The sequence below is a fragment of the Marinobacterium rhizophilum DSM 18822 genome (assembly GCF_000378045.1).
Classification (GTDB): domain Bacteria; phylum Pseudomonadota; class Gammaproteobacteria; order Pseudomonadales; family Balneatricaceae; genus Marinobacterium_A; species Marinobacterium_A rhizophilum.
Window position 1 is genome coordinate 72,600 of the sequence record NZ_KB899089.1, and the last position, 24,937, is coordinate 97,536.

Sequence of the window (24,937 nt, forward strand, 5' to 3'; positions counted from 1 at the left end):
CTTCAGACAGAGACGGCCGGCAACAGTATGCGGAAACGGGCACCGCCCAGCGGCGACTCATGGATACTGAGTTCGCCGTTGTAGCTACTGAGAATGTCCACCGCCACCGCCAGACCGATGCCCTGCCCCGGCGCCGAAGTATCGAGTCGCTCGCCACGCTGCAACACCACATCACGGCGCTCGGCCGACACCCCGGCGCCGTCATCGTCGATGTAGATCTGCAGGTTGTCGGCATCCTGCAGGCCTGCCACCACCCTGACCTTCTGCTTGCCGTATTTGCAGGCGTTCTCCAGCAGGTTACCCAGCAGTTCCATCAGGTCACGCTCATCGCCTGCAAAACGCAGTCCCTCGGCCAGATGCTGCTCGATCTGCACATTCTTGTCGCGGTATACCTTGAGCAGGGCCTGGGAGATACGCTGCACGATGGGCGCCACATCCACCCCGGCTGATATCCCCCGTCCCTGGCTCTTCACCGCCCGGGCGAGCTGATACTGCACAATCTGCCCCATACGCTCTGTCTGCTCATGCACAATGTGCTGATATTCGTTATGGGGCAGCGCTTCCTCGGACAAGCCCCGCATCACGGCCAGCGGCGTCTTCAGACTGTGGGCCAGATCCCCCAGGGTATTACGATAGCGTTCTCGCTGACGCCGCTCACTGTCGAGCAGCAGGTTGAGGTTTTCTGTGACCGGTTGAACTTCCAGCGGATAGGTACCCTCAAGCTGGCGTGCATCCCCGCTTTCGATGCGCTTGAGATCCAGCGCCAGCGCATCCAGCGGTTTAAGGCTCCAGCGCAGAATGATGTACTGCACCAGCAGCGCCAGCACAAACAGCAGGCTGAGCCAGCTCACCAACTGGTTACGATAAGCCCGCAATTCAGCTTGCAACGGCTGGTCGGTTTCCAGCACGTTAATCAGATACTGATGCTCCCGCCCGGCGCTTTCCCATACAACCGGGTACTGGTACAGGTACAGGCCATGTTCGGGCAGGTGGGTAAACAGGACATCGCCGGGGGCCAGCTGGGTTTCGTGCAGCGCCAGCAACAGGGAGGCCGACAGCAGCATGCTGGACTCGGAGCGCCATTGCAGCGCGCCACTGCGGCTTTCAATGACGCCGTACAAACCTGATTCGACCTGCCCAAAACGGGGTTCGCGCAGCGCCTGGGGAATATTCAGCCGACCAGCATGAAATTCGGCAGCCCCCAGCAACAGGTATACCTGTAACTTGAGGCGTTCACGCTCGGCCGTTTCAAGGCTGTGTAAAAAGGCATTCTGCAGGGCAAACCAGGCACTGAAAAAGACGACCGGCAGCAGGCTGCAGGAAAAAACCAGCAGGCGCGCTCGCAGTGAGCGCACCCTGGGACACAGCCGTCGCAGCATCAGGCCTCGGCAACCGGCGACAGATCAAAACGATAGCCCAGTCCGCGTACGGTGGTGATCGGCTGCAGAGTCTGGTCCGGGTCCAGCTTCTGGCGCAGACGGCGAATAAACACTTCCAGTACATTGCTGTCGCGGTCAAAGTCCTGGTGATACAGGTGTTCGGTCAGCTCGGTCTTGGAAATGGTCTTGCCGGCGTTCAGAATCAGGTATTCCAGGGTGCGGAATTCATAGCTGGTGAGTTTCACCGGCTTGTCATCCAGCGTCACCACCCTGCCGGACGTATCCAGCGCGATGGGGCCAAAACGCAGCACCGGGGTGGCATGGCCTGCAGCCCGGCGCACCAGCGCATTGAGACGCGCCATCAGTTCCTCGATATGAAACGGCTTGACCAGATAGTCATCGGCACCGGCCTCCAGTCCCTCCACCTTGTCCTGCCAGTCGCCCCGGGCGGTCAGGATAAGTACCGGAAACATTTTATGTTCGGCGCGCCAGCGACGAATCACCTCCACGCCGGAAAGCTTGGGCAGCCCCAGATCCACCACCGCCAGATCGTAAGGGTACTCTGCGCCCATAAAGGCGGCGTCTTCACCGTCGGCACTTTCTTCCACGGTATAACCGCGGCTTTCCAGCGCCGTCTTGAGTTGACGGCGCAAATCTTTGTCATCTTCGACGATCAGTACTTTCATCCGTCGTTACCCCTGGCATTAATAATCTGACCTGACTGGACATCCACCAGCACATCCCGCACGCGCCCTGCATTGACCAGACGAATGCGGTAGGCCGGACGTCCCTGATATTCGATTTCGGTCGCCTTGACCACCTGTCCCTTGTACTGGCTGCGAACCATCTCGACCGCCTGCTGCATGCTCAACCCCCGGTCTGCCGCTAGCAGCATCGGGGCCGGCGCTTCATGCTCAGCGCGGGCAGCCGGCGCCGGTGCCAGGCAAAACACCAGTGCGCACAACACCAAACTGATGCCCGACAGCCGCCGAATACTATAGGTTCGCAACATCAAGGTCCGCTCCTCGTTTGATTAATGTCCGGCCTTTCAGCCATGCCAGTGCGCAGGTGTCACATCCACCCTGACGCGAATGCGCCTGCCGGGATGGTCCGTCGTCGTGGTGTGGTAAATCTGGCCTCGATAGCGGTAACTTACGCGGTACCCCGTAACCCTCTCATAATACTCCAGATCCGGTTTCACGGCACAGCGCCGCTCTGTCACTGTTTCGTAGCGATCATGCCGGCGCCAGGCCAGCTGATGCCCCAGCGTTGCCCCGACTGCAGCCCCCACAAGGGTACCCGCCGGGCTATGATGATGACCATGACCCAGCTCATGTCCAACGACCCCGCCGATCATACCGCCCACCAGTGCACCACCCACTGCGTTGCTGCTGCGATAGCCGTCGGTCCGCACACGCACCTGCTCATCCCAGCAGGTCTCACGTTCGACCCGAACCCGTTCGCGCTGCACGATGGGATCGACGTCGACCACCTTGGCGTAGTCGTACCGTCCGTGATGCCGCGATTCATGCCAGTCATCGCGATCCCTTGATCCGGCATGGGCCAGGGGGGCCAAAGGGGCCAGCAGCCAGACGGCGATCAATCCTGTACATAGTATGCGTAACATTAGCTGCCTCCTTAAGTCGCAGGAATGCTTCACTCAGGCTGTCACTTTAGTAACAATCGGCTGAATCCGGCATGAAGGAATCGTCGGATTAACACGGCCAGTCGAGGCAGTACTGCACCATGCAGGGCATCTGTTATACTCGCCGTTTCCCAATACGGGCGTGTCGCCAGCTACGCTGGCGTCCCCAGCAGCCGAGGACACAAGGTCATGCCGCAATATCGTTCAAAGACCTCGACAGCCGGTCGCAATATGGCCGGCGCCCGCGCGCTCTGGCGTGCAACCGGAATGACGGACGAGGATTTCCACAAGCCGATCATCGCCATCGCCAACTCCTTTACCCAGTTCGTGCCGGGCCATGTCCACCTCAAGGACATGGGCCAACTGGTCGCGCGCGAAATCGAAAAGGCCGGCGGCGTCGCCAAGGAATTCAACACCATCGCTGTTGATGACGGCATCGCCATGGGTCACGACGGCATGCTCTACTCGCTGCCAAGCCGCGACATCATCGCCGACTCCGTTGAATACATGGTCAATGCCCACTGCGCCGATGCGCTCGTCTGCATTTCCAACTGCGACAAGATCACACCGGGAATGCTGATGGCCGCCATGCGCCTGAACATTCCGGTGATCTTCGTTTCCGGCGGTCCGATGGAAGCCGGCAAGACCAAGCTGTCCGAGCACAAGCTGGACCTGGTCGACGCCATGGTCATCGCCGCCGATGACAGCGCTTCTGACGAAAAAGTTGCCGAGTACGAAAGATCCGCCTGCCCCACCTGCGGCTCCTGCTCCGGCATGTTCACTGCCAACTCCATGAACTGCCTGACCGAAGCCCTGGGTCTGTCCCTGCCGGGTAACGGTACCGTACTGGCTACCCATGCCGATCGCGAAGAGCTGTTCCTGAAAGCCGGCCGCACCATCGTCGAGCTCGCCAAACGCTACTACGAGCAGGATGACGACAACGCCCTGCCGCGCAGCATCGGCAACTTCAAGGCGTTCGAAAACGCCATGACGCTGGATATCGCCATGGGCGGGTCCACCAACACCATCCTGCACCTGCTGGCCATCGCCCAGGAAGCGGAGCTGGACTTCACCCTCAAGGACATCGACCGTCTGTCGCACCTGGTGCCCCAGCTTTGCAAGGTGGCGCCGAACACACCTAAGTACCATATCGAAGACGTGCACCGCGCCGGCGGCATCATGGCGATCCTTGGCGAACTGGACCGTGCCGGCAAACTGCACACCGATCTGCCCACCGTCCATAGCACCAGCATGAAAGCCGCGCTGGACGAGTGGGATATCATGCGTAACCCCACACCTGCCGTAGTGGAGTTTTTCAAGGCCGGGCCTGCCGGTATCCCGACCCAGACTGCGTTCAGCCAGGCGACACGCTGGCCCACGCTGGACGGCGACCGTGAGAATGGCTGCATTCGCTCGCTGGAACATGCCTTCTCGCTGGAAGGCGGCCTGGCCGTTCTGTACGGCAACATCGCCGAAGACGGCTGCGTAGTCAAAACTGCCGGCGTCGACGACGAGAACCTGGTGTTTGAAGGACCGGCCCATATCACCGAGTCCCAGGACGAGGCCGTACGTCATATCCTGGAAGACAAGGTCAAGCCCGGCGACGTGGTTATCGTGCGCTACGAAGGCCCTAAAGGCGGCCCTGGCATGCAGGAAATGCTGTACCCGACGTCCTATCTCAAGTCCAAGGGACTGGGCAAAGCCTGCGCCCTGCTGACCGACGGTCGTTTCTCCGGCGGCACTTCGGGCCTGTCTATCGGGCATGTATCGCCTGAAGCCGGCGCTGGCGGCGCTATTGCCCTGGTGGAAAGCGGTGACATCATTCGCATCGATATCCCCAACCGCACCATCGACGTGAAATTGCCGATGGAAGAGCTGGCTCATCGCCGTGCGCAAATGGACAGGAAAGGCAAGGATGGCTGGAAACCGGCCGAACCTCGTCCACGCAAAGTCTCGGCCGCCCTCAAGGCCTACGCCCTGCTGGCCACCAGCGCAGACAAGGGCGCGGTGCGCGACCTGTCCGCGCTGGATTAAGCTGCATCTGAAGCCCGGCTGACATTCATGCGGGCGTAAAGCACAAAAAAGGCAGCTTCAGCTGCCTTTTTTGTGCGCGTGAGACAGACGCCAGAAGAATAAAAACTATCGGAAACATATAAATAATAGCTAAAAATAATCAAATATCTTTCAAGTTCCGCTTAGCATTAAGGCTTGCCAGAAACGGTTTTGATAACTATTATCATTAACATTCCGTATCAAGACATCCGCGGGTCAAGCCATGAAAGTCTGTATCTGCAAGAACGTAAGCGACCGTCAAATTCGCGAAGCTCTGGACCAGGGCGCCCGTACCCTGCGTGACGTTTACCGTCAGCTGGGTGTCGGCTCAGAATGTGGAAAATGCATTTGCACCACTCGCCAGATCATTGACGACCATCCCTTCATGGATCTCGCAGAAGAAATTATCGCCGCCTGATATCACAACGTCCGGCCAGTTTGCGGTCACCACAAATCCCTGCTTGAAAAGCATAACCCACTTGGCTTTGACAGATCGAAGCCCGCCTTCAATACTGTTTGCTGTTTATCCAACGCGGAGACAGCGGCATGAAAGGCGACAAGAAAGTCCTCGAGTATCTCAACAAGGCCCTGTACAACGAACTGATTGCCATCAATCAGTACTTCCTGCACTCCCGCATGTGGAAGGACTGGGGCCTGAAAGCTCTGGCCGATCACGAATACCACGAATCCATCGATGAAATGAAGCACGCCGACCGGCTGATTGAGCGCATCCTGTTTCTGGAAGGCCTGCCTAACCTGCAAAACCTCGGCAAACTACGCATCGGCGAAGACACTCAGGAAATGCTTGAATGCGACCTGGCCCTGGAACTCGATGCATTGCCGGACCTGCGCGAAGGCATCAAGCATTGCGAAAAGGTGCAGGATTACACCAGCCGTGAATTGCTCGAAGACATACTCGAATCCGAAGAAGAGCATATCGACTACCTGGAAACACAGCTGGAGCTTATCAACAAGGTCGGTCTGCAGAATTACCTGCAGTCCCAGATGGAAAGCGCCAGCTGACACAGACGGACTGGCGCCATTGAGGTGAAAGGTTTAAGCAGCGCCGCAAAAGCGGCATTTTTTGCCTTTCACCTGCCGCGCGTGCGCTAACCTTCAGACATGGCCAGCATCACCGTTTGAGCCCATGACAGGCTGTGGCGATAGGAAACCTCGTAAAAAGACGGATCTACAAACCTCTGCAGCGCCGCAAACTTTCCCTGCTCGTAAACCTCGACATCCTTCAGCACTTCGCCAAGCATGCCGGAACGGTTGAGCAACGCATCCTTGATATCCTGTTGCAACGGAACCTGTTCCATCAGCTCGCTCATATCGATGTCCAGCAGCGCGTCCAGCTGGGACAACAGACCGACAACGAAGTAATTCAGCGTATTAGGGCGCCCCATAAGCTCAGCCAGCAGCTCGCACATACGTCCGCGCACCAGCATGTTACGCGTCAGCTCATCGGGCTTGCCGGGTTCGGCACTGGCCAGAAACAGAGTGACCCAGCGGCGGATCTGATCCAGCCCCAGCAGCGTAATGGCGTGGGACAGAGACTCAATCTCGCGCTTCAGGCTGAAAGCCGCCGAGTTGACCACCTTGAGAATCTTGTAGGTAAGCGCCGCGTCGTTTATCGCGATCTGTTCCAGCGCCGCCGCGGTCGTATCCGGATTCTGCAACTCCGTCAAAAGCTGCAGCAGAACGACCTTGTTGCCGACAATTTTCTTGCCGCGCACCGGAATCGGCATGCTCAGGAAATAGCCCTGATAGAGCGAGAAGCCCATTTCAAGACACTGCCTGAACTGCTCCTTGTTTTCGACCTTGTCGGCCAGCAATTCCAGGTTATAAGGCTTCAGCTTGCGGATGATGTCCGGTAATTCGCGCAGGCCCAGCTTGAGGACATCGAGCTTGAGGACATGTACGATAGACAGCAGGGGCTCGAATTTCGGGTTGCCCGGATCATAATCCGCCAGGACCAGGCGATAGCCCGACCGGGCCAGCTGGGTCAAGCGCTCCAGCAACGCTGGGGTTACATCGGTATGACCGAGCAATTCAAGCGCAAAGCTGTCCCTGGGCAGCTCAGGAAAATTGACATTCATCAGTACCTTGTCTGTGAGCTTGAGATAGCAGGGCAGAGTACGAACCTCGCCACCGGTACACACGCTGGCATAGGTATTGGTAATGACAGCCAGGGTCGCCGCATCATCCGTAATCGACCGGTCAACTTCACCGGACTGGCTGCGAAACAGCAGCTCATACGCAACGACATCCTGATTCTTGGAATAAATGGGCTGCCGCGCTAACAGTACGGGCAGTTGGTCTGTGTCGTTCAGGGATTTAAGCACTGCACTCACGACTCGGCTCTCCATGTTTCACAGTCGTTCTGGTCATAAAAAAACTGGCACCATCATGACATTAAGCCGTGGCAAAATCGAATTCCGCTGCAGGCAGCAACAAGCTCAAGACCAGAAAGCAAAAGCCCGGACCATAAGGCCGGGCTTGCGGGGGTAATCAGGCGACGCAGCGAGCACTCAGGCAGCGGAGATCACGTCCTCATAACCCTCTTGCTCCACCAGCGCCCTGTGCAGTACCACTACGGTCTGGGCATAGTCCTCTTCCCGGACGACACACTGCATCTGAACCTGGCGGATCGACTGATGCGCGCCCTGCACACTGATGCCAGCCTCAGCCATGGCGGACATCATGCGCGCCAGCATGCCCTTGACCTTGAGGTCAGAGCCAATGGCCGACACGATGGCCACGTTATGTACCGTCACCTCGGCATCCTTGTAGCGCTCTTCCACCAGGCGCGCGGCACGGTTAACCATCTTGCGCGAACCCGAAACGTAGTAGGTGATGCTGTTGGCATCCGAGTCCTTGTTCACCACGTAGAGCTTCAGCTGCTTGAGCAGACGCGTCAGTTCCATGTCGTAGCCTACATCGCCGAGCATTTCCTGATCGAATACTTCCAACCCGAAAACATCCTTGCGCCCGGCCACGATCTCAACGCAGGGTCGGTCGCTCACGTAGGACTGGCTGATCAGGGTACCGTCATGTTCAGGCTCAAAGGCGTTCTTGATGCGCAGCTCCACGCCAGCCCGACGCAAGGACTTGGCCGCCTTGGGATGGATGGCTTCCATGCCCAGGTTCGACAGCTGGTCAGCCACATCGTAGTTGGTGCGCCCGATGGTCACCACCTTATCGGTACCGACCAACATGGGATCGGCACTGCTAAGGTGGTATTCCTTGTGGATAATGGCTTCACGGGCCGAAGTCACAGAGGCGATTTCCGCAAAGGTGATCTCGCTATAGCCCCGGTCATACGTATTCATCAATCCCGCGGCGCAATGGGTGTAGCCCGTGGCAACCGCCAGCTCCGTGGCAGGATCGATATCTTCAAACCCGGAACGCACCATGTCCTCAAAAGCCTGGGGCGCGTCCTGGTGCCAGCCTGTCAGGTCCACCATGCGGGCGTTAACACCGCGGCTGCGCAGCGCAAGCACCGTGTTGTGTGCACTGTGCGCCTCACCGATGGCCGCCAGCATTTCGCGCACCTTCATCAGATGCTCTTCGAGCTGAAAGTGACCATAGGTACAAAGACGCTGCAGGCTCTGCATGCAGGCGCGGGCATCCTTGATGCGCTCCTGTACAAAGTGGTCTGCGGCGCTGCGCTCGTAGTCACTGTCAAACAGTTCGGCGTTTTTCTGCAGCATGCGGCTGCAGACACCGTCCAGTGCTTCCAGCCAGGCATCTTCGCTATGAGCGTCGGCAAAGCGGGCATAAACGCCGGGTTCGCCGGTTTTCTTGTGTTCCAGCAGCAAATTGGTCATGCCGGCATAGGCCGATACGACAAAGATGCGGTTATAGAGCGAATCGCCGCTGCGATCGCCCACTAAAATGTTGTCCATGACTTCGTCAAAGCGGCTCATGGACGTGCCACCGATTTTTTCTACCGTGTGCATATTGATATGGAAAGTCCCGTAAAATTCAGGGCTGCCGCAGTGAATGCGGCAGCAGGAAAGAAGGGCGAGTGCGGCTCAGGCGTACGTCTGCTCCACGATCTCCAGCGGTTTAACCGGCTCGCGGTCAGCGACAAATGCCGGGCGCGGCGGCTGCTCGCAGAAAGGCGCCTGCAGGCCGTTTTCGATGTGATTAAACACAAAGAACAGGTTGCTGCGCGGGGCCGGCGTAATATTGCTGTTGGAGCCATGCAGCGTGTTACAGTCGAAAAACACCACGGACCCCGCAGGTCCTGTGGCAGTATCGATACCGTAGCGCTCGACCATTCGACTGAGGCTTGCGTTATCCGGCACACCAAAATCCTGCCTGCGCAGCGAGTACTGATAATGGTTATGCGGGGTTGCGCCGACACAGCCAACGTAATGGCGGTGGGAACCCGGTACCAGCATCAGCGGACCGTTGTTGATGTCATTGTCGGTCAGCAGGATGGAACAGCTCAGCGCACGCATGCGCGGCATGCCATCCTCAACGTGCCAGGTTTCAAAATCGGAGTGCCAGTAGAACTCCTTGCCGATGAAGCCGGGCTTCAGGTTCATGCGCGACTGGTGAATATACACATCGCCGCCGAGGATAAAGCGGGCTATTTCGGCAATGCGGGCATCACATGCCAGCCTGCCAAAAAGCGCATTGTCATGGTGGATCTCAAACAGCGAACGTAACGCGCCACTATTCGGTTCGCGAATGGCCTTGTCAGATGCCAATACAGCCGGGTCATGCCGAAGACGCTCCAGTTCCGTGGTCATGACGGCAACTTCAGCCGGTGAAAAGAGCTCGGGAATCACCATGTAGCCGTCACGCTCGTATTGGGCAATCAGCTCGGACGCAATCGGCGCAGCCGCGGGATCCTGGCTATACACCACAGGATCCTGGCGCTCCAGCCATTGTGGCTCGGCCTGCTGACGGGACGGGTACAGATCTTGACGCGAACTCATGGATTCTCCGGTTAGTAATGTAGGGGCCGTGACACTCAGCTCCCGGGGCTGATGACGCCCCGGGTAACGTGCATCACTCAGGCAACGGCATCCGTTTCCAGCGGATAGACACCGTTTTCGTCATGCACTTCAAGCCCGTTCAGCGGCGGGTTGAACACGCACGCCAGCTTCAGTTCGGAACTGGCCCGCAACAGGTGCTCATCGTGCTTGTCCAGGTTGTACAGGGTGCCCGGGCGGATCGGATAGACCTTGCCATCGGCCAGGGTTTCGATCTCGCCTTCACCGCTGATGCAGTACACCGACTCGAAATGGTTCTGGTACCAGATATGCGTTTCGGTGCCCGCGTAAATTGTGGTGATATGGAAGGAATACCCCATATTGTCCTGCTTTAGCAGCATACGGGTGCTTTCCCAGTTCTCGGCAACAACCCGGCGCTCACTTTTTTCAGCTTCTTGCAGTGTACGTACGATCATTCTCGATCTCCTCAGGATGCGGCAGTTTCGATTTGTTCAGCCATGGCGCCGGCAAAAGCACCTTCCAGAATATCCAGCGCGGTGGTGAGCTGCTCATCGGTGATGGTCAGCGGGCACAGGCATTTCACCACCTGGCTGTGTGCACCACTGGTTTCGATCACCAGGTTGCGCGCAAAGGAGCGACGGCAAACACTGGCAGCAATCTCACCGTTGGGACATTCGATACCGATCATCAGGCCACGACCTTTCACTTTCAGCGAATTCGGGCCCTGACGCTGGACGATGGACTGAAAACGTTCGCGTACCAGTGCGCCCTTGCGTTTCACCTCTTCGGCAAAACGTGTATCGCTCCAGAAGGTTTCAATCGCGGCGGTGGCCGTCACGAAGGCGTGGTTGTTACCGCGAAAGGTACCGTTATGCTCACCCGGCTCCCACTGATCAAGCTCCTTGCGCAGCACCAGCACCGCCAGGGGCAGACCATAACCACTGAGGGACTTGGACAGGGTAATCATGTCCGGCTTGATGCCCATCTCTTCGAAGCTGAAGAAAGAGCCGGTACGGCCGCAACCGGCCTGGATATCATCAACGATCAACAGCATGTCGTGCTTGCGGCACAGGCGCTCGAGCCGGCGCATCCAGTCAGCCGAGGCAACGTTCAGACCGCCTTCGCCCTGAACGGTTTCAACGATCACCGCCGCCGGGTGGTCAATGCCGCTGCTCGGATCGCTGAGCAGCTTATCCATGTAGGCCAGGGTGTTCATCTTGTCACCCATATAGCCATCAAACGGCATGCGCGTAACATCACCCAACGTCACGCCAGCTGCGCCGCGGTGGTGCTGATTGCCGGTACAGGCCAGAGCACCAGTGGTCACACCGTGAAAGCCGTTGGTGAAGCTGATGATGTTGCGACGTCCCTTGACCTTGCGCGCCAGTTTTAGCGCGGCCTCAACCGAATTGGACCCGGTCGGGCCGGTAAATTGCACGACACAGTCACCCAGACCGCGAGGTTCCAGGATGATGCGATTAAATACCTCAAGGAAGCTTTCCTTGGCATCGGTGTGCATGTCCAGGCCGTGTGCCACACCATCGGACTCGATGTACTCAATCAGGGCTTTCTTGAGTATCGGGTTGTTGTGGCCGTAGTTCAGGGTGCCGGCGCCGGCAAGAAAGTCGATATAACGCTCACCGTCACGCACCGTGAGCTCGGCGCCCTTGGCATGGTTGAAAACCACCGGAAACGAACGGCAATAGCTGCGAATAGCGGATTCATTCTGTTCAAAAATATTCATTATTACTCCTGTTAAGCTTTTGAGGGGATCGGCAGCGCGAAGGGGCCGGCACGGTACAGCATTTCGTCATCATGCTGACCGGCGAAGTGGGCCTCGCGGGAAAACAGCAGCTGCCGCTCCCAGGGGGCATCGAGTACGTCAAAGACTTTGCGGAACAGGGCTTCGGACGCATCGTTGCCGGGTGAAATCGTGGTTTCTATATGCCTCACACCCTGGGGTGCAAGACGTCGGATTAGTGCCAGCAGCATGCGGCTGCCCAATCCCAATCCGCGGGCAGCCTCATCAACCGCCACCTGCCAGACGAATAGGGTGTCTTCACGCCCCGGTGGGCGGTATCCCGAAATGAAGCCCAGCAGGCGTCCGTCGGGCGCCTGGGCCGCGATGGCCGTGTCTGCAAAATCGGTACATTGCAGCAGGTTGCAATAAACGGAATTGGTATCCAGAGGCGCACAGCGTGAAATCAGCTGGTGCAGCGCGTGGCCATCAAGACCACTGGGTTTGCGGAACTTTATCGAATCAACTTCCATAGGGTAAATAACTTTTCGTGTTGCGATGCTTTATTATTATAAAACACATCCAACAATGAACATCAACAGCCAATACTGGCTAAATACTAGTCAATAAAAAAATTATCCTGTATAATTTTGCGCTCACTGAAGATTTAACTAGTTAGCAACACGAAGTAATTTTGTTGGCCGATCTGATAATAGGCACATGAGTACGTAGCATTTCGATACAGATACCCTCCTTCAGCTGGGCGAGGAGCGCGACAGTCGTTGCGTTATTGCCGCCAAGGCCGTAAAAGACGACAATAATCCGTTACCTCCACGAAACCAGCGCCCGAGTCTGCATGAGCAAAAGCCAGTCCGCCCTTGTCCTGATCCGCCAGATCATTCGTGCAACCGACCTGCACGACAAGCAACTCAGCCGGGTGAGCGGGCTCACACTGCCACAACTACTGACCATGCAGACGCTGCAGGAAGGCGGCTCCATGACCATTGGCCTGCTGGCACGAGAAATGAACCTGGCCCAGGCGACTGTCACCAGTATTCTGGACCGGCTGGAAAAGAAGCAACTGGTGGAGCGGCGGCGTGACAGCCACGACAAGCGAAAGGTATGGGCCTGCCTTTCGGAGACCGGCATTCACCTGCTGGAGACATCACCAACATCCCTGCAGGACCTGTTCATCGGCAAGTTTGAGGCGATGGAGGAGTGGGAACAGTCAATGGTAATAACGTCACTGGAGCGCGTGGCAGGCATCATTAACGCGCTGGATATAGATGCGGCGCCAGTATTTGATATCGGTGATCTGGCGCGCTCATCTATCGACACAGACAAGCATGAGTGATGGTAAAAGCAGGGTTTGGGGCATTGCGCCCCATCTACCGTCAGCAAGAGCGGCCCTGGCGTAACGCCGCAGATGTAACAATAAGCCAGCGTATGCAAGGTGCTGCTGACAGGGGACTGACTAACATCAATTAAAGACCTCGGACTGCGTCTCAGCCCTCATGTGTCTATGCCCCCTCAGGAGCCGACAACCGCCGTCTCGTTTTTCCCCGCACCCTGTGGCGCAATTGCGCCACCTTCCCGACCCGATAAATGGATATAGTTATCCAACCTGGCGCGACTATGCTGCTTGGCACCGTACATGGCCTTATCGGCCAGATTAGTCAGGCTTTCGGGATCCAGCAGGTTGTCCAGACAGGTGTGGGCGATGCCAATGCTCAGCGTAATACCCTGTGTATCCCCTTGCGAGAACACAGCTATCAGCCGATGCGCAAGCTGTTCGGCCTGCTCAGGCCTTGTATCCGGCAAAATCACAATGAACTCGTCGCCACCATACCGACAGGGGATATCACAGGATCTGCTGATGCCCTGCAGCACCTGGCTGAAGTGCGCCAGCAGATCATCGCCGGCGCGGTGCCCCGCCTGATCGTTCAGTTCCTTGAACTGGTTCAAATCGACATACAGCAGACTCAGAAAATTACCCTGGCGCTCGGCGCGAGACACTTCGCGGCGCAGATGCTCATAATACGAACGCTGATTCTGCAATCCGGTCAACGGGTCCGTTTGCGACAGACGCTCGAGCTCCCGGGTCCGCTCGGCAATAGTGGCCTCCAGACTGGAGGCATAGTCTTCCACCCGATGACGGATAGATTCGACTTCGGACACCAGGCTGTGGATGTAAGTATCAAACACAAATTGCACGTCAAACATCATCAGTCGATGCAGCGGCTGAAGCGGCGGTTCATCATCCGTGTGCGACGGTGCCAGTGCTACGGAGCCCAGATGCTGTCGCAATACTTCCTGCAGCGTTACGATCGCAGCGATATAGAGCTTGGGGGATACACCAATCTGCTTGTGTACCTTGCCGATGCGCAGGCGCTTGTTGACGTATTCGGAGTCGTAGAAACCATCAAAGAGTTCCAGTACATAACGCCGCATGGAATGATGCAACCTGCGAAAGGTCTCGGCATCGCCAATAAGCAGCGCCACTTCAGAGATTGATCTCTGGCGTCGATAGAACTCATCAACGATCAGTTTGATATCGCGCTGAACGACGGGTTTCCAGCGCTGCAGCGCAGCCGAATCTTCCGCCGTGAAGCCGATCAATTGTTTGCGCTCTTCAATCTCGCGCTCGGTAATCTTTAGCTGCTCCGCCAGCGTCTGCTCGGTGATATTTGACTTTGGGACAGCCTCTAACGATTCGCCGACAGGCCTCTGGGTATCCATGATGCCTCGCCTCCTTGCAGTGATCCTGAACAAATCCGACAATACACACTTATGATTCAGCTCGCCATCCCGATACCGGCAGCGAAGGTCAGCAAGGAATGCAGCCTTGGTAATTTAGCCCACATCATACCGATTCAAGGACACAGGCTTGAGTTCACAACCCTTATTGGTCGATCTGACACAGTACCTGCCCGACCTGTTGCTGGACATGAAGTATTGCACCAGCGACAATTTCCTGGGCACTCCGGTCGACGGTTACGGAGCTCCCAAAGCCTGGCTCACAGAGCCCGCCGCGAAGGCACTGGTCGGCGTGCAGCGAAGCCTTGCCCGATTCGACCTGGGGCTCAAGATATTCGATGCCTACCGGCCACAGCGCGCCGTGGATCACTTTATCCGCTGGTGTGACACTCCCTGCGAGGCGGCACTCAAGGCGCGCTATTACCCCAACCTGGAAAAAGCCGAGCTGTTCAGCGAAGGCTACCTGAGCAAAAGCTCCAGCCACAGCCGCGGCAGCACCGTCGATCTGACCATCGTGTCGGTCAATGGCACCCGGGATCAGCACGAAGAACTGGATATGGGCACCATATTCGACTACTTCGGCCCCGAGTCCTGGCTCGACTATGACCGCCTCAGTATCCAGGCGCGTGCCAACCGCCTGCTGCTGCAACAGCTGATGACCGCCGCGGGCTTTATTCCCTTTCACCACGAATGGTGGCACTTCACCCTGCGCGATGAGCCCTATCCGCATGGCAGCTTCGATATTCCGATTACGTAATCCGGGTTTTAACCGCAACGGCCAAAACCCAGCCCGAAATCCGCACCGATTCGACCGCTGGTGCGATACCCTGCGACGGAGTAACAGCGAGAAGCCAGGCCAGCGCATCGCTGCGCCTCATCATCCGATGACCTATATCAGTATTTGCTAATTAAATAATTATGTCCCTTGAAGCCTTGTGGGTTTGCCACAATATAGAGAGCCATAACTGGCTGATTCCCTACTTCAGGAGGCTCCATGCGACCCGACAAATTCACCTCCAAATTGCAGGAAGCCCTGTCCGACGCACAATCACTCGCGGTCGGCCGGGATCACAACATGATGGAACCGCTGCACCTGCTGGCAGCCTTCATCGAACAGCGAGACGGCTCCATACGACCACTGCTGTCCCGCGCCGGAGCCAACCTGCAGACCCTGACTCATAAGCTCGGCGAAGCACTGGAGCGCCTGCCCCAGGTACAGAGCCCGGATGGCGAAATCCGCCTGTCGCAGAACATGGCGCGGCTGTTCAACCTCACCGACAAGCTGGCGCAGCAGCGCGGCGATCAGTACATCGCCAGCGAACTGATACTGCTGGCCATGTTCGACGACAAGGGTGACGCGGGCAAGCTGCTTCGCGAATCCGGTGTCACTAAACCCAAACTGGAAGAGGCGATCAATCAGATGCGCGGTGGCGAAAGCGTACAGGACCCCAATGCCGAGGAATCCCGCCAGGCGCTGGACAAATACTGCATCGACCTGACCGAGCGGGCCGAGTCCGGCAAGCTGGATCCGGTCATCGGGCGTGACGAGGAAATCCGCCGCACCATCCAGGTGCTGCAGCGCCGCACCAAGAACAACCCCGTGCTCATCGGCGAGCCCGGCGTCGGCAAGACCGCCATCGCCGAGGGCCTGGCCCAGCGCATCGTCAATGGTGAAGTACCGGAGGGCCTCAAGCACAAGCGCGTGCTGGCGCTGGACATGGGCGCCCTGATCGCCGGCGCCAAGTTTCGCGGCGAGTTCGAGGAACGCCTCAAGGCCCTGCTCAATGAACTGTCGAAGCAGGAAGGCCAGATCATCCTCTTTATTGACGAGCTGCACACCATGGTCGGCGCCGGCAAGGCCGAAGGCGCCATGGATGCCGGCAACATGCTCAAACCCGCCCTGGCCCGCGGCGAGCTGCACTGCGTGGGCGCCACCACCCTGAACGAGTACCGCCAGTACGTCGAAAAGGATGCGGCACTTGAGCGCCGTTTCCAGAAAGTGCTGGTCGACGAACCCAGCGAAGAAGACACCATCGCCATCCTGCGCGGCCTCAAAGAGCGCTATGAGATCCACCACAGCGTTGATATCACCGACGCGGCCATTATCGCCGCGGCCAAACTGAGCCAGCGCTACATCACCGACCGCCAGCTGCCCGACAAGGCCATTGACCTGATCGACGAGGCCGCCTCGCGCATCCGCATGGAAATGGACTCCAAGCCCGAAGACATGGACCGCCTTGAACGGCGCCTGATCCAGCTGAAGATGGAACGCGAGGCACTGAAAAAGGAAACCGACGAGCCCTCGCACAAGCGCCTGGCCGAACTGGTACAGAACATCGACAAGCTGGAACGGGAATACGCCGATTTCGAGGAAATCTGGAAAGCCGAAAAGGCCACCCTGCAAGGTTCCCAGCACATCAAGGAACAGCTGGACCAGGCCCGGGTTGAAATGGAACAGGCGCGCCGCGCCGGCGATCTGTCCCGCATGTCCGAACTGCAGTACGGCCAAATCCCTGAACTGGAAAAGCAGCTCGCCGCCGCCAGCGAGGGCGAACAGAAAGAAACCACACTGCTGCGCAACAAGGTGACCGACGAAGAAGTGGCTGAAGTCGTCTCCCGCTGGACTGGCATCCCGATCAGCAAGATGCTTGAAGGCGAACGGGAAAAGCTGCTGCGCATGGAAGAGGCTTTGCACCAGCGCGTGATCGGCCAGAACGAGGCCGTGGTCGCCGTCGCCAACGCGGTACGCCGCTCCCGCGCGGGCCTGTCCGATCCCAACAGGCCCAACGGCAGCTTCCTTTTCCTCGGCCCCACCGGGGTCGGTAAAACCGAGCTTTGTAAAACGCTGGCCAATTTCCTGTTCGACACCGATGAGGCCATGGTGCGCATCGACATGTCCGAGTTCATGGAAAAACACTCCGTGGCCCGTCTGATCGGCGCGCCTCCCGGCTACGTCGGCTACGAAGAGGGCGGCTACCTGACCGAGGCCGTGCGCCGTCGTCCGTATTCGGTGCTACTGCTCGACGAGGTGGAAAAGGCCCACCCCGACGTGTTCAACATCCTGCTGCAGGTACTGGAAGACGGCCGCCTGACCGATGGCCAGGGCCGTACGGTGGATTTCCGCAATACCATCGTGGTGATGACCTCGAACCTGGGTTCCGACCTGATCCAGAACTTCAGCGACGATGACGACTACAGCCTCATGCAGGCCGCCGTGATGGAAGCGGTCAGCGCTCACTTTCGCCCCGAGGTCATCAACCGCATCGACGAAGTGGTGGTCTTCCACAGCCTGCGCCGCGAACAGGTGGCCGGCATCGCCGAAGTCCAGCTCGATCGGCTGCGCAAGCGCCTGGCCGAGCGGGATCTGACCCTGACGCTGACCAGCACCGCAATGGACAAGCTGGTGGACGTGGGCTTCGAGCCCATCTATGGCGCACGGCCGCTGAAACGGGCGATCCAGCGCTGGATCGAAAACCCGCTGGCGCAGAACATCCTCGCCGGCGCCTACCCGCCGGGTCACGAGATCGCCGTGGATGTCGAAGCCGGGGAATTCGTGTTCCGTTGATACGCCGGGCTGCCTGACGAAAAAGAGCCCGCTGCAACAGCAGCGGGCTCTTTTCGTTTAGAGGGTCGCCTATGCCCCGATATCGAAAGGCACCGACAGCCACTGGCGTTTGGCCGGTACCGGGACCATGCTTGTCAGGCTGCCGACGGGCAGTGCTATCCGCCGGCCTCTCGAACAAGAGAACAAGAGAACAAGAGGGTTCCCAATAATGCCTGTCAGTCGAATGGATCCACAGCGGTTGCACACACTGCTGCTTGCGCTTGGAGCGGTGTTTTTCACGGGGTGTTCCATGCCTCAGAAAGAGGTTTCCATCGCCGGCACCTATGAAGGTCCGGCGGTCGCCATCGGCCAGGGAGAGGCAAGAACCTTCGTTACGCTGGACGCACAGGGGCAGGCCCAGACACTGGGTATCAGGCTGAGCGAAGCGGCCCTGTCCGGTCTGCCCCAGGAGGTCCCGCCCCACGGCGAGTGGGAGTACGAGCTGGCCCTGCCGGCCGAGGCTGCCGGTACCGGATACAAGCATGTCACCGTGGACTGGAATCCGGCAGGGCATATTCCCGAAGGGGTCTACAACGTGCCCCATTTCGATTTCCACTTCTATGCCATCGACAGTGCCGCGCGTAACGCGATCACCGCCGTGGGTGACGACCTGGAGCGCGCGCACAAGGCGCCTGAGCCTTCCCATATGCCGGCGGACTACGTACTGCCACCCGGTACCGAGGTGCCGCGAATGGGCGCCCATGCCATTGATCCTGGCAGCGCCGAGTTCCAGCAACAGCCCTTTACGCAGACCTTCATCTACGGCTTTTACGACGGCAAGCTCATTTTCACGGAACCAATGATAACGCTCGCGTTCCTGCAATCACGACCGAACACGTCGACACCGGTCAAACAGCCGCAGGCCTACAGCCCTGACTTTGCCTATCCGGCCAGTTACGGCCTCCATTACGATGCCTATGCCAGGCAGTACGAGATCACGCTGGACGAACTGGTGCGTCACTGAGTCCTCACGTGAACCCTTAGGGGCTATCCGCACAACGGAAAAATGCGATACCCGCCCTGTTCGCGACGGAGCGTCGCGCCTGCGACGCTGGCCGATTGGCCATATAAGCCAGCAGGGTCCGAGTACATCGGCGGTTATTCTGGGCAATGGCCGCTCAAACAACCTGAGCTTTGACGGCGTGGCCGATGCCATCAGCGTGCGTAGCACCCAGCTTCGGTTGTTTGCCGGGCCCAGTATCGACGGTCAGCGCCGCCTTGGTGTTGGACTGGTCAAGGCCGACGACATCGAGAATGCCATCGCAACAGCCCTCGAGGCGCTCGGCAAGATCAACATCGTTTATTAGCCGTATATGGCAGGATCAGGAGCAGATAAGAGGCAAGGTTGCAGGTAAACAGGGCTGTGTTCCCCTTTTCAACCGGCAGCCTCCTCCTGCTTCCGGGCGCTGAGATGGCCATTCACTTTTTCAGCAAACGGGCACCGTAGAGCAGAATCACCGCGCCCAGGGTGGCCGTAATGATCGAACCAATAAAGCCACCGCTGCGCACACCCAGAAAATCAAACAACAGACCGCCGACCACCGCGCCGACAATACCCACCACGATATTTCCCACCACCCCAAATCCGCGGCCCTTGATGATGGTGCCGGCCAGCCAACCAGCAATCGCGCCAATCAGCAAAAAAATCAGAATGCCCATGTGCGTACTCCCTGTAAAATCAGACAAGGGCACAGTATACACAGCAAACTTATCCACAGCAGAGGATACAGCAGGGCATGCACCGCACCTCAAGCACAGCAGCGCACGATAATCCCGCACCCGCGAGGATAGTCGAATGAGCCCGGCACCTTCTCGCTGGCAGCGCCTTCTGGCACGACTGCGTCCAGCAAGACCTCGCCACCTGATCATGCTTGGCATCGATTATGGTTGCCACCAGTGGCACAGCGCCCTGGGCGCGGGTAACGCCTTTGAGATTTGCGCCTTTATCGACGATGAACCCTGGAACCACCGCACCCGCATCGGCGGTGCGCCGGTGCATTACCCGGGCGAACTGATGGCGCTGCTGCAAAAGCACCAGGCCTGTGCCGTGGTTCAGGTAAACGGCTGCGCACAACCAGCCATCGACGCTACACTGTTGAGCGAGCTCCAGTATCAGAAGGTCACGCTGCTGACGCTGCCAGCACAGGTACCGCCAGACCCAGACACGACAATACGCGAGATGCTGGCAAGCGATGGCTGACCAATATCTTCAACCGTTCAAGCCCCAGAGGAAACCCATGACCCCGGCCAAAGCCTTCCACGCCCATGTTTATTTCGATGCCCAGACGCTGCAACAGGCAACCGAACTGTGCCAGCAGGCCGGCACAACGCTGGGGCTGCAGGTGGGTCGCGTGCACTGCAAACTGGTGGGCCCGCACCCGCGCTGGAGCTGCCAGCTGTCCGACAGGATCGAAAACTTTGGCCGCACCCTCGCCTGGCTGGCCCAGCACCGTAACGGCCTCACCGTCTTCAGTCATCTGGTAACCGACGATGATCTCAAGGATCACACCGACCACGCCATCTGGATGGGCGAGATGCTGCCGCTGGATCTGAGTATTTTTCAGTAAGGACCTGGCAGCCTGTCGGGCTTGGCCGTTCGTAGCGAGGGAAAGACCGATTTGTTCAGCACATCCATGTGCTTCACCCCTTCGGGGTTTGCACGTTCAATCATTCCCGACAATTGAATGAGGCAGTTTTTTGAACTCTTTTGAGGCAAATAGTGGTTCTATTTAACAATAAAGAGTACCAAAAATGGCCACTCTTCGCATAAGAGAGGTGGCTTTTCCGCACGACTGCATGGATGCAGGAGATAGGGCGAAGCAGGATGCCCGAGCCGAGTAGATCAGTGTTAAGTCCGACAGGCTGCTAGCTTAACAGTTCGGCGTGCCCATCAAACTGTTCGGACCAGTCGCGCCGCGTGAACACCTGGCCCCGCAGGCGCACATCGTGCAGGGCGGCGAAATCCAGCTCACACAGCAGCCAGCGGGATTGTTCCGCCAGCTCGGACGCGCTCTGCGCTTGTACACCATCATCAGGCAGGCCGTAGTCCGGCGGCAGATAGAGTGCCGCCCGGCCCGTATTGATATCCAGCGCCGGAGACCAGGGCGCCAGTCCCGCCGTCGGTGCCTGCAACACCGCAACCTGCCCCTCCAGTGCGCGCGCCTGGCAGCCAATGCGCACGCGGTGAAAGCCTGCGCGGGTATCGGTGCAGCTGGGCACCAGGATCAGATCAACGCCGGCCTCCGTCAGGCGACGCCCCAGCAGCGGAAACTCTGAGTCATAGCAGATCAGAATGCCAATTCGCGCAAAGGGTGTATCGAACACCTGCAAACCGGAGCCAGGCCCGATAAGCCATTGCTCGCGCTCGAAACGGGTCATCATCAGCTTGTCCTGCTGCCCGATGACGCCATCGGGGCCAAACAGCCAGCAGCGGTTGCGATAGATACCATCCTCATCCAGCACCGCCACCGAGCCCGGACAGAACCAGATTTCATGTTCCCGCGCCAGCGACTCGCAAAGCGCCAGCCAGCGGGGAATCAGCGGCTGCAGCTCGGCAATGGAGGCCTGCAGGTCACTGCGCACGGCCTCAGGTAACTGCCCGCTGAGGGCCATGCCGGCATATTCAGGCAGGAGCACCAGGGATGCGCCCTGCTCAGCCGCCTCCGCCACCAGCGCGCGCAGATGACGCTCGTAGCTGTCCCAGTCTGTCAGCAGTTCGATGGCGTACTGACAGGCCGCAAGCGTTACCCGGCTCATGCCAGATCCCTCAGCCAGAACGACAACGACTTGACCGACTCGCTCTCTTCGCCAATATCCTTCCAGCCCAGTTGCGTGCGTAACTGCGCTGCATGACGATAGCCACGCTTGTGCCAAAAGGCGTTCAGCGGTACATAGTCAGCCGGACGGCGGGGATGATCCTCGTCACGTTCCACCGCACAGAAGGCGCAACGGTGCATTCCAAGTGCCCTGGCATACTGCTCGCGCTCGGCAAAGAAACGCACGCCCAGCCCCTGCCCCCGGTATTCGGGCAACAGTACCGACTCACCAAAATAGAAAATGTCCTCGATGTCCTGCCCCGCGTCTATAAAGGGACGTCGAAACACCTCGGCCTCATCCGCCAGCGGCACACCGGTCGCCACTCCAACCACGCGCTCGCCATCCAGGGCCAGGACAAACAGACTGCGCGGCGAGGCTGAGTAGCGGCGGATATAGTCGCGCTCGTAGTCCAGGTCGCCATCATAGAGATATGGAAAGGCGCGAAATACTTCGATACGCAGGCGCGCCAGATCCGCCACATGGGGCTCGATCGCCGCGCCGCTGATCACCCTGACCTGGACAGGCCCGGCCTGCGCCGATGTGCTTTGCATGGCATCGTTCTGCGTTGTCACCAATACACTCCTTTTCAAAAAGAAAATCACCATAGCACAGGGCCGCGGTGGCACTCTGACCAAGAGCGACACCCAACCCCTGAAGCGACGTCGCCGGACTCTTCAACAGGCCATATCGACTTGAGAACGTATCAGCCGTCCCGGCGCGGCAAGCTGATGGACAGCAGGGCTGCAATGGCGACGAACAGGCTCGATACCCAGAGACAAGCCTCAAGGCCGGCGCTCTGATACAGCCAGCCCGACAGCAGGGTGCCGATCAGCCGCCCCATGGCATTGGCCATGTAGTAAAAGCCCACATCCAGCGAAACACCATCGGCACTGGCATAACGGACGATCAGGTAGCTGTGCAGCGATGAATTGATCGCAAAGAGCACACCGAACAGCATCAGGCCGCCCAACAGCACGGTTTGGGTATCAAAACCGGTATCCAGCCCCAGCGCAATGGCCGCCGGCAGCGCCGACAGCGCCAGTGCCCAGACAAAAGCGCTACGCCCGTCCGGCACACGCCCGGATTTGCTGCCGGTCAGCCAGGGTGCAGCGGACTGCACCACCCCGTAGCCGATAATCCACAGCGCCAGAAAGCTGCCGACCGACCAGTGATCCCAGCCCAGCGCTGTCGCCAGAAACACGGGCAGCGCGACCACAAACCAGACATCCCGGGCGCCGAACAGAAACAGTCTGGCCGCCGACAGCCGGTTGATCGCCGGGCTTTTGGAGAACAGATCACGAAACTTGGGCTTGGCCCGCGCCTTGCCCAGGTCCTTTTTCAGCAACAGCACACTGCTCAGCCAGACCAGCGCCAGCAACAGTGCCATAGCGCCGATCGCCAGCCGGAATCCCAATGCACTGAGCAGGGCGCCACCCAGAAAGAACCCTACGCCCTTGAGTGCGTTCTTGGACCCCGTCAGCAGCGCCACCCAGCGATAGAGTGACCCCTGGGCCTCGCCCGGCACCAGCAGCTTGATGGCGCTTTTGGCGCTCATCTTGTTGAGATCCTTGGCGATTCCCGACAACGCTTGGGCCGCCATCACCCAGGCCACCGTCAGGCTCGGTGCCGGCAGCAGCAACATGGCCAGCGCCACCACCTGCAGCGCCAGCCCCAGGTTCATGGTGCGATTCAGGCCCAGGCGCGCGCCCAGCCAGCCCCCCACCAGATTGGTCACCACGCCGAACAGCTCGTAAAACAGGAACAGCAAGGCGATCTGCAGCGGGCTGTAACCCAGTGCATGGAAGTGCAGCACCACCAGCATGCGCAACGCGCCGTCGGTAAGGGTGAAGGCCCAGTAGTTACCGGTGACCAGCAGGTACTGGCGCACACCGCTCGAAAGCTGTGCCAGCCACATCAGGCGATCTGGTCCCGCAAGCCGACCATGCGTGCCAGCTCCGCCACACGGTTGGCGTAGCCCCACTCATTGTCGTACCAGGCATAGAGTTTCACCTGGGTGCCATTGATAACCAGTGTCGAGAGCGCATCGATGATGCTGGAGCGCGGATCGGTCTTGTAATCCACCGATACCAGCGGTCGCTCCTCATACCCCAGGATGCCGTTAAGTTCCTGTTCTGCCGCCTTTTTTAGCAAGCCGTTGACTTCCTCAGGCGTGGTCGCCCGTTCGACCTCGAACACGCAGTCGGTAATGGATGCATTGGCCAGCGGCACGCGAATGGCATGGCCGTTCAGGCGCCCTTTGAGCTCGGGGAAAATCTCAGTGATTGCCGTGGCGGATCCGGTGGTAGTCGGTATCAGGCTGGTGCCGCAGGCACGGGCACGGCGCAGATCCTTGTGCGGCGCATCGAGGATGGTCTGGGTGTTGGTCAGGTCATGGATGGTGGTCATGGAGCCATGGCGGATACCCAGCGCCGCATGGATAACCTTCACGACCGGCGCCAGGCAGTTGGTGGTGCAGGATGCTGCCGTCACGATACGGTGTTGCGCAGGATCGTAGAGATCATGGTTAACGCCCATCACCATGTTCAGCACCCCGGGTTCCTTTACCGGCGCCGTCACCAGCACCCGTTTCACGCCCTGGTCCAGATAGGCCTGCAGCAATGCCCGGGTTTTCATCTTGCCCGACGCCTCGATCACCAGATCGCAGCCTGACCAGTCAGTGTCGCCAATGGCGCTGTTGCAGCTGGTGACAATGCGCTGGTCCCCGATGGTGATGGTATCGCCATCGCTGCCCGCCTCATGTTGCCAGCGGCCATGAATCGAATCGAAGCTCAGCAGATGGGCCAGAGTCGCGGCATCCCCCGCCGGATCGTTAATCTGCACGAACTCGACTTCCGGCCAGCCCCAGGCCGCCCGCAGTGCCAGCCGCCCCATGCGGCCAAAGCCGTTAATACCTATCTTGATGGTCATGATTAGCTTCCTTATAAGCTGTTCCGTTGGAATGAGTACAGTGGACCT

Annotated in this window: 26 protein-coding genes; 10 read left to right on the forward strand and 16 right to left on the reverse strand. The window is 58.8% G+C overall.

Annotation, left to right across the window (positions count from 1 at the left end; translation table 11 throughout):
- Positions 1-2: 2 nt before the first annotated feature.
- Genes F451_RS0100340 through F451_RS24385 form a run of 4 tightly spaced genes read right to left on the reverse strand, consistent with a single transcriptional unit; the run spans position 3 to position 3,006 of the window.
- Complete coding sequence (locus F451_RS0100340; protein ID WP_020679349.1) at positions 3-1,379, reverse strand: ATP-binding protein; 1,377 nt, start codon at positions 1,377-1,379, stop codon at positions 3-5.
- Positions 1,379-2,065 (reverse strand): response regulator transcription factor, encoded by a 687-nt coding sequence (locus F451_RS0100345; RefSeq protein ID WP_020679350.1) that lies wholly within the window; start codon positions 2,063-2,065, stop codon positions 1,379-1,381. Before F451_RS0100345 ends, F451_RS0100340 begins: the two co-directional genes overlap by 1 nt.
- Positions 2,062-2,391 carry a PepSY domain-containing protein gene (locus F451_RS0100350; RefSeq protein ID WP_020679351.1) on the reverse strand — a complete coding sequence of 110 codons (330 nt, stop codon included), beginning with the start codon at positions 2,389-2,391 and terminating at the stop codon, positions 2,062-2,064. The genes F451_RS0100345 and F451_RS0100350 overlap by 4 nt, the downstream gene beginning before the upstream one ends.
- Positions 2,392-2,427: 36 nt before the next feature.
- Positions 2,428-3,006 (reverse strand): glycine zipper 2TM domain-containing protein, encoded by a 579-nt coding sequence (locus F451_RS24385; RefSeq protein ID WP_083928292.1) that lies wholly within the window; start codon positions 3,004-3,006, stop codon positions 2,428-2,430.
- Positions 3,007-3,213: 207 nt separating this feature from the next.
- On the opposite strand from F451_RS24385, the gene ilvD reads away from it, so the two are divergent.
- The 3 genes from ilvD to bfr all read left to right on the forward strand — a co-directional run bounded on the left by ilvD (position 3,214) and on the right by bfr (position 6,099).
- A complete protein-coding gene (gene ilvD / locus F451_RS0100360) occupies positions 3,214-5,058 on the forward strand; it encodes a dihydroxy-acid dehydratase (protein WP_020679353.1) in 1,845 nt (614 codons plus the stop codon).
- A 241-nt stretch (positions 5,059-5,299) separates the two neighbouring features.
- Complete coding sequence (locus tag F451_RS26990) at positions 5,300-5,494, forward strand: (2Fe-2S)-binding protein (RefSeq protein ID WP_083928293.1); 195 nt, start codon at positions 5,300-5,302, stop codon at positions 5,492-5,494.
- Between the two features lie 128 nt (positions 5,495-5,622).
- Positions 5,623-6,099 (forward strand): bacterioferritin, encoded by a 477-nt coding sequence (bfr, locus tag F451_RS0100370; RefSeq protein ID WP_020679355.1) that lies wholly within the window; start codon positions 5,623-5,625, stop codon positions 6,097-6,099.
- 86 nt (positions 6,100-6,185) lie between these two features.
- Here bfr and F451_RS0100375 read toward each other — a convergent pair whose 3' ends face one another.
- The 6 genes from F451_RS0100375 to ectA form a co-directional block, all read right to left on the reverse strand.
- Complete coding sequence (locus tag F451_RS0100375; protein WP_020679356.1) at positions 6,186-7,430, reverse strand: EAL and HDOD domain-containing protein; 1,245 nt, start codon at positions 7,428-7,430, stop codon at positions 6,186-6,188.
- 177 nt (positions 7,431-7,607) lie between these two features.
- Positions 7,608-9,038 carry an aspartate kinase gene (locus tag F451_RS0100380; RefSeq protein ID WP_020679357.1) on the reverse strand — a complete coding sequence of 477 codons (1,431 nt, stop codon included), beginning with the start codon at positions 9,036-9,038 and terminating at the stop codon, positions 7,608-7,610.
- A gap of 75 nt (positions 9,039-9,113) precedes the next feature.
- The gene (gene thpD / locus F451_RS0100385; RefSeq protein WP_020679358.1) at positions 9,114-10,028 is read right to left on the reverse strand and encodes an ectoine hydroxylase; all 915 of its coding nucleotides are present in this window, start codon (positions 10,026-10,028) and stop codon (positions 9,114-9,116) included.
- A 77-nt stretch (positions 10,029-10,105) separates the two neighbouring features.
- Positions 10,106-10,501, reverse strand: a complete 396-nt coding sequence (locus F451_RS0100390; protein WP_020679359.1) for an ectoine synthase — start codon at positions 10,499-10,501, stop codon at positions 10,106-10,108.
- A gap of 11 nt (positions 10,502-10,512) precedes the next feature.
- Positions 10,513-11,790: a diaminobutyrate--2-oxoglutarate transaminase gene (ectB, locus tag F451_RS0100395; RefSeq protein ID WP_020679360.1), complete on the reverse strand. Its 1,278-nt coding sequence runs from the start codon at positions 11,788-11,790 to the stop codon at positions 10,513-10,515.
- 11 nt (positions 11,791-11,801) lie between these two features.
- A complete protein-coding gene (gene ectA / locus F451_RS0100400) occupies positions 11,802-12,317 on the reverse strand; it encodes a diaminobutyrate acetyltransferase (RefSeq protein ID WP_020679361.1) in 516 nt (171 codons plus the stop codon).
- Between the two features lie 323 nt (positions 12,318-12,640).
- On the opposite strand from ectA, the gene F451_RS0100405 reads away from it, so the two are divergent.
- The gene (locus F451_RS0100405) at positions 12,641-13,138 is read left to right on the forward strand and encodes a MarR family winged helix-turn-helix transcriptional regulator (RefSeq protein WP_020679362.1); all 498 of its coding nucleotides are present in this window, start codon (positions 12,641-12,643) and stop codon (positions 13,136-13,138) included.
- 176 nt (positions 13,139-13,314) lie between these two features.
- Here the strand turns inward: F451_RS0100405 and F451_RS24390 are convergent, their stop codons facing one another.
- The gene (locus tag F451_RS24390) at positions 13,315-14,523 is read right to left on the reverse strand and encodes a GGDEF domain-containing protein (protein ID WP_020679363.1); all 1,209 of its coding nucleotides are present in this window, start codon (positions 14,521-14,523) and stop codon (positions 13,315-13,317) included.
- Between the two features lie 148 nt (positions 14,524-14,671).
- Between F451_RS24390 and F451_RS0100415 the strand changes: the two genes are divergently transcribed.
- The 4 genes from F451_RS0100415 to F451_RS28185 all read left to right on the forward strand — a co-directional run bounded on the left by F451_RS0100415 (position 14,672) and on the right by F451_RS28185 (position 19,452).
- Positions 14,672-15,298, forward strand: a complete 627-nt coding sequence (locus F451_RS0100415) for a M15 family metallopeptidase (RefSeq protein WP_051103878.1) — start codon at positions 14,672-14,674, stop codon at positions 15,296-15,298.
- A 237-nt stretch (positions 15,299-15,535) separates the two neighbouring features.
- Complete coding sequence (gene clpB, locus F451_RS0100420; RefSeq protein WP_020679365.1) at positions 15,536-18,106, forward strand: ATP-dependent chaperone ClpB; 2,571 nt, start codon at positions 15,536-15,538, stop codon at positions 18,104-18,106.
- 289 nt (positions 18,107-18,395) lie between these two features.
- Positions 18,396-19,109, forward strand: a complete 714-nt coding sequence (locus F451_RS0100425) for a DUF5602 domain-containing protein (RefSeq protein WP_156826319.1) — start codon at positions 18,396-18,398, stop codon at positions 19,107-19,109.
- Positions 19,063-19,452, forward strand: a complete 390-nt coding sequence (locus F451_RS28185; protein ID WP_205623944.1) for a hypothetical protein — start codon at positions 19,063-19,065, stop codon at positions 19,450-19,452. Before F451_RS0100425 ends, F451_RS28185 begins: the two co-directional genes overlap by 47 nt.
- Positions 19,453-19,564: 112 nt before the next feature.
- On the opposite strand, the gene F451_RS0100435 is transcribed toward F451_RS28185, so the two are convergent.
- Positions 19,565-19,804: a GlsB/YeaQ/YmgE family stress response membrane protein gene (locus F451_RS0100435; RefSeq protein ID WP_020679368.1), complete on the reverse strand. Its 240-nt coding sequence runs from the start codon at positions 19,802-19,804 to the stop codon at positions 19,565-19,567.
- 136 nt (positions 19,805-19,940) lie between these two features.
- On the opposite strand from F451_RS0100435, the gene F451_RS26495 reads away from it, so the two are divergent.
- Both F451_RS26495 and F451_RS0100445 read left to right on the forward strand, forming a co-directional pair.
- The gene (locus F451_RS26495; RefSeq protein WP_020679369.1) at positions 19,941-20,345 is read left to right on the forward strand and encodes a nucleoside-diphosphate sugar epimerase/dehydratase; all 405 of its coding nucleotides are present in this window, start codon (positions 19,941-19,943) and stop codon (positions 20,343-20,345) included.
- A 37-nt stretch (positions 20,346-20,382) separates the two neighbouring features.
- A complete protein-coding gene (locus F451_RS0100445) occupies positions 20,383-20,712 on the forward strand; it encodes a DOPA 4,5-dioxygenase family protein (protein WP_020679370.1) in 330 nt (109 codons plus the stop codon).
- Positions 20,713-21,010: 298 nt separating this feature from the next.
- Here F451_RS0100445 and F451_RS0100450 read toward each other — a convergent pair whose 3' ends face one another.
- From F451_RS0100450 to F451_RS0100465, 4 genes are all read right to left on the reverse strand, one after another.
- Positions 21,011-21,901: a carbon-nitrogen hydrolase family protein gene (locus F451_RS0100450; RefSeq protein ID WP_020679371.1), complete on the reverse strand. Its 891-nt coding sequence runs from the start codon at positions 21,899-21,901 to the stop codon at positions 21,011-21,013.
- On the reverse strand, positions 21,898-22,533 hold the full coding sequence (locus tag F451_RS0100455) for a GNAT family N-acetyltransferase (RefSeq protein WP_020679372.1): 636 nt from the start codon (positions 22,531-22,533) through the stop codon (positions 21,898-21,900). The genes F451_RS0100450 and F451_RS0100455 overlap by 4 nt, the downstream gene beginning before the upstream one ends.
- Before the next feature lie 131 nt (positions 22,534-22,664).
- On the reverse strand, positions 22,665-23,876 hold the full coding sequence (gene arsJ / locus F451_RS0100460; RefSeq protein ID WP_020679373.1) for an organoarsenical effux MFS transporter ArsJ: 1,212 nt from the start codon (positions 23,874-23,876) through the stop codon (positions 22,665-22,667).
- Complete coding sequence (locus tag F451_RS0100465) at positions 23,876-24,889, reverse strand: ArsJ-associated glyceraldehyde-3-phosphate dehydrogenase (RefSeq protein ID WP_020679374.1); 1,014 nt, start codon at positions 24,887-24,889, stop codon at positions 23,876-23,878. The genes arsJ and F451_RS0100465 overlap by 1 nt, the downstream gene beginning before the upstream one ends.
- Between the last annotated feature and the right edge of the window lie 48 nt (positions 24,890-24,937).